This is a genomic window from Actinomadura geliboluensis (assembly GCF_005889745.1).
Taxonomy (GTDB): Bacteria; Actinomycetota; Actinomycetes; order Streptosporangiales; family Streptosporangiaceae; genus Spirillospora; species Spirillospora geliboluensis.
Window position 1 is genome coordinate 1 of the sequence record NZ_VCKZ01000615.1, and the last position, 3,798, is coordinate 3,798.

Below are 3,798 nucleotides of genomic sequence, written 5' to 3' on the forward strand. Positions count from 1 at the left end.
GCTCACCGCCGCTCCCCAACCGCCCACCGAAACCGCACCGAGGCCTCGCCCCAGGGGTCGGGCTTCATGACCATGCCCGGGCCACCGCCGTACGGGGTGTCGTCCACGGTGCGGTGCCGGTCGTGGGTCCAGGCGCGCAGGTCGTGGACGTGGACGTCGAGGAGCCCGGCGCGCCGCGCCTTGCCCAGGAGGGAGATGTCCAGGGGGGCGAAGTACTCGGGGAAGATCGTGACGATGTCGATTTTCATGATTCGTCGAGCAGTCCGGGGGGCGGGTCGATGACGAGCCGCCCCCCGGGAACGTCCACCTCGGGGACGAGCGCGGCCACGAACGGCACGAGCTTCTCCCCGGCGGGACCGCGCACGACCAGCAGGTCCTGGCCGTGGTGCAGGATGTCCGCGACCTCGCCGACGCCGGCTCCGTCCGCGGTGACCACGGACAGGCCGATCAGTTCCTGGTCATGGAAGTCGTCCGGATCGGCGGACGGGGCGATGTCGCCGGGGTCGACGACGAGCCAGGTGCCGCGCAGGGCCTCCGCGGCGTCGCGGTCGCCGATCCCGGTGAAGCGCACGAGCAGGCGTCCCGAATGCCAGCGGGTCCGCTCGATGGTGAGCGGGCCGGCGGTGCCGGGGTCGGTGGCGATTCGCGTCCCCGCGGCGAACCGGGTGTCCGGGTCGTCCGTGCGGACATCGATGGTGACCTCGCCACGGATCCCGTGCGGCCGGCCGATCCGTCCCACCACGAGCGGTTCGCTCATCGGGACGCCACTCAGCGGACCTCGTTGACGTCGAGCAGGTCAACGCGCACGTAGCGGCCCCCGGAGAGGGCGCTGATCACCGTGCGGAGGGCCTTGGCGGTGCGGCCGCCGCGGCCGATGACCTTCCCGAGGTCCTCGGGGTGCACCCGCACCTCGAGGACCCGGCCGCCCCTGATCCGGCGGGCGCGGACCCGGACGTCGTCCGGGTTCTCCACGATCCCGCGGACCAGGTGCTCGAGCGCTTCTTCGAGCACTGTCAGCCCTCGCTCTTGGCTTCGTCGGTCTCGGTGGCCTTGGCCTTGGGCTCGGCCTTCTTCTTGCCGCGGGCGGCGGTGCCGGCGGCCTCGTCGTCGCCCAGGGACTCCTTGACGGCGGCCTCGAAGGCGGCCTTCCGGTCGGCCTTGGGCTCGGCGACCTTGAGGGTGCCCTCGGCGCCCGGCTCGCCCTTGAACTTCTGCCAGTCGCCGGTGATCTTCAGCAGGTTCAGCACGGGCTCGGTCGGCTGCGCGCCGACGCCGAGCCAGTACTGCGCGCGCTCAGAGTCGATCTTGATGAGCGACGGCTCCTGCTTGGGCTGGTAGAGCCCGATCTCCTCGATGGCGCGGCCGTCCCGCTTGGTGCGGGCGTCGGCGACGACGATCCGGTACTGCGGGTTCCGGATCTTCCCCAGACGCTTGAGCTTGATCTTGACTGCCACGGGTGTGGTGTACTCCGATTTCATTACTGGGTGGACGGGCCCGCGCCAGGTGGGGAACACCGGCTCGCGGCCGTCCGATGGACTCCGGTCGCGCAGGACGAGAGAGGGCGCCTCGCGATTCCGGGTTTCCAGCCTGTCATTCTGCCAGACGTTCGGTGTAAAGGTGCAATCGCAGGGCGCCGTGTCCGGTCGGGCCGCCCGGCTCGGACACGGCGCCGGAAGCGGGCGCGGGACGCGGGCGCGCACGGCCGGTATCGCCGGCGGGCGCCGCGCGGACCACAGCCCCTACTTCTTCTTGCGGCCCGGGAGTTTGCCCAGGTCGGGCATCTGGAAGCCGGGCGGGAGCTGGCCGCCGAAACCGGGCGGCAGCCCGCCCGGGGCGCCGGGGCCGCCGCCGAGGCCCGGCGGGAGGCCCTGGGGCATGGCGTCGGCCGCGGGCTGCTGGTCCTTGCCGGCGGCGCGCTTGCGCGGGTCGCCGCTGCGCTGCTTGCCCTTCTTGTTCTTCTTGGCGGCCGCCTTCGCCGCCTTCTTGCGCCCGCCGGGCATGCCGGGCAGGCCCATGCCGCCCGCCATCTGGCGCATCATCTTCTGCGCGTCGAAGAACCGGGTGACGAGGCTGTTGACCTCGCCGACGGTGACGCCCGAGCCCTTGGCGATGCGGGCCCGCCGCGAACCGTTGATGATCTTCGGCTGGGAGCGCTCCTGCGGGGTCATCGAGCGGATGATCGCGGCGATCCGGTCCAGGTCCTTGTCGTCGATCTGGCTGATCTGGTCGCGGACCTGCCCCATCCCGGGCATCATCCCGAGCAGGTTCCCGATCGGGCCCAGCTTGCGAATCATCATCATCTGCTCGAGGAAGTCCTCGAGGGTGAAGTCCTCGCCCGAGGCGAACTTGCTGGACATCTTCTCGGCCTGCTCGGCGTCGAACGCCTGCTCGGCCTGCTCGATCAGGGTGAGGATGTCGCCCATGTCGAGGATCCGGCCCGCCATGCGGTCCGGGTGGAAGACGCTGAAGTCCTCCAGCTTCTCGCCCGTCGAGGCGAACATGATCGGGCGCCCGGTGATGTGCCGGACCGACAGCGCCGCGCCGCCGCGCGCGTCGCCGTCGAGCTTGGTGAGGACGACCCCGTCGAAGCCGACGCCGTCCATGAACGCCTGGGCGGTGTTGACGGCGTCCTGGCCGACCATGGCGTCGACGACGAACAGGATGTCGTCGGGCCGGACGGCGTCGCGGATGTCGATGGCCTGCTGCATCATCTCCGTGTCGACGCCCAGGCGGCCCGCGGTGTCGATGACGACGACGTCGTGCTGGGCGTGCCGGGCCTGGTCGATGGAGCGGCGCGCCACGTCCACCGGGTCGCCGACGCCGCTGCCCGGCTCGGGCGCGAACACCGGCACCCCGGCCCGCTCGCCGACGACCTGGAGCTGCTGGACGGCGTTGGGCCGCTGCAGGTCGGCGGCCACCAGCAGCGGCGTGTGGCCCTCCTGCTTCAGCCACCGGGCGAGCTTGCCCGCGAGCGTGGTCTTACCGGCGCCCTGCAGACCCGCGAGCATGATCACGGTCGGCGGCGTCTTGGCCAGCCGGATCCGGCGGGTCTCGCCGCCGAGGATCGCGATGAGCTCCTCATTGACGATCTTGACGACCTGCTGCGCCGGGTTCAGCGCCTGCGAGACCTCCGCGCCAGCCGCCCGCTCCTTGACCCGCGCGATGAAGTCCTTGACGACGGGGAGCGCGACGTCGGCCTCGAGCAGCGCGATCCGGATCTCGCGGGCCGTGGCGTTGATGTCGGCCTCGGAGAGCCGGCCCTTGCTGCGCAGGGACGAGAAGACCGTCGTCAACCGGTCGGAGAGCGTCTCGAACACGTGTCTGGACCGTCCTTGGAAAGCTTTTGGGATCGCCTATCAGAGTATCGGGTCGTCCTGCCTGTTGCTTCGCCCTCGGCGGTCGGCGCTGGGGTCACGTCCAGCGGGACCGTTGCCTGGCTCGGTATCGCCGGTATGGGGTGGTCAGGCGAGGGTTGCGAGGATTTGGGCTTGTACGGCCTTCAGGGCGGCGGGGTCGTCGAGGGGATGGCCCTCGTCGTTCACCACGTAGAAGACGTCCACGGCCTCTGCGCCGTGGGTGTCGACCTGGGCGGCGCGGATGTGCAGGTCGCGGGAGCCCAGCGCCTGGCCGATCCGCCACAGCTGGAGATGGCGGTTCTGGACGCCGAGCAGGTGGTCACATGTTCGTGGATCGTCACTCCAGGTCAGTCGCGCTTCGGTGACTCGGAGTGCGTGTGTTGGGGGTCATGGGGCAGGTCTGGGGCGCTGACTCTGCCCCGGTTCGAATGTGGTCAGATGG

General features: G+C 70.8%; 5 protein-coding genes and 1 pseudogene. 1 reads left to right on the forward strand and 5 read right to left on the reverse strand.

The features are described from left to right. Positions 1-41 precede the first annotated feature (41 nt). The 5 genes and pseudogenes from ETD96_RS42420 to ffh form a co-directional block, all read right to left on the reverse strand. Positions 42-248: pseudogene (locus ETD96_RS42420) on the reverse strand (tRNA (guanosine(37)-N1)-methyltransferase TrmD); the annotation flags it as partial. Then, complete coding sequence (gene rimM / locus ETD96_RS42425) at positions 245-757, reverse strand: ribosome maturation factor RimM (protein ID WP_138642126.1); 513 nt, start codon at positions 755-757, stop codon at positions 245-247. The pseudogene ETD96_RS42420 and the gene rimM, both read right to left, overlap by 4 nt. Before the next feature lie 11 nt (positions 758-768). Then, complete coding sequence (locus tag ETD96_RS42430) at positions 769-1,011, reverse strand: RNA-binding protein (protein WP_067632131.1); 243 nt, start codon at positions 1,009-1,011, stop codon at positions 769-771. A 2-nt stretch (positions 1,012-1,013) separates the two neighbouring features. After that, positions 1,014-1,454, reverse strand: coding sequence for a 30S ribosomal protein S16 (rpsP, locus tag ETD96_RS42435; RefSeq protein ID WP_138642127.1), 441 nt, complete (start codon positions 1,452-1,454; stop codon positions 1,014-1,016). A gap of 285 nt (positions 1,455-1,739) precedes the next feature. Further along, entirely contained in the window at positions 1,740-3,317 is a 1,578-nt protein-coding gene (ffh, locus tag ETD96_RS42440) for a signal recognition particle protein (RefSeq protein ID WP_138642128.1), read from the reverse strand. Between the two features lie 171 nt (positions 3,318-3,488). Here ffh and ETD96_RS46320 point away from each other — a divergent pair. After that, a partial coding sequence (locus tag ETD96_RS46320; protein WP_205719740.1) for a hypothetical protein occupies positions 3,489-3,798 on the forward strand: 310 nt, incomplete at its 3' end.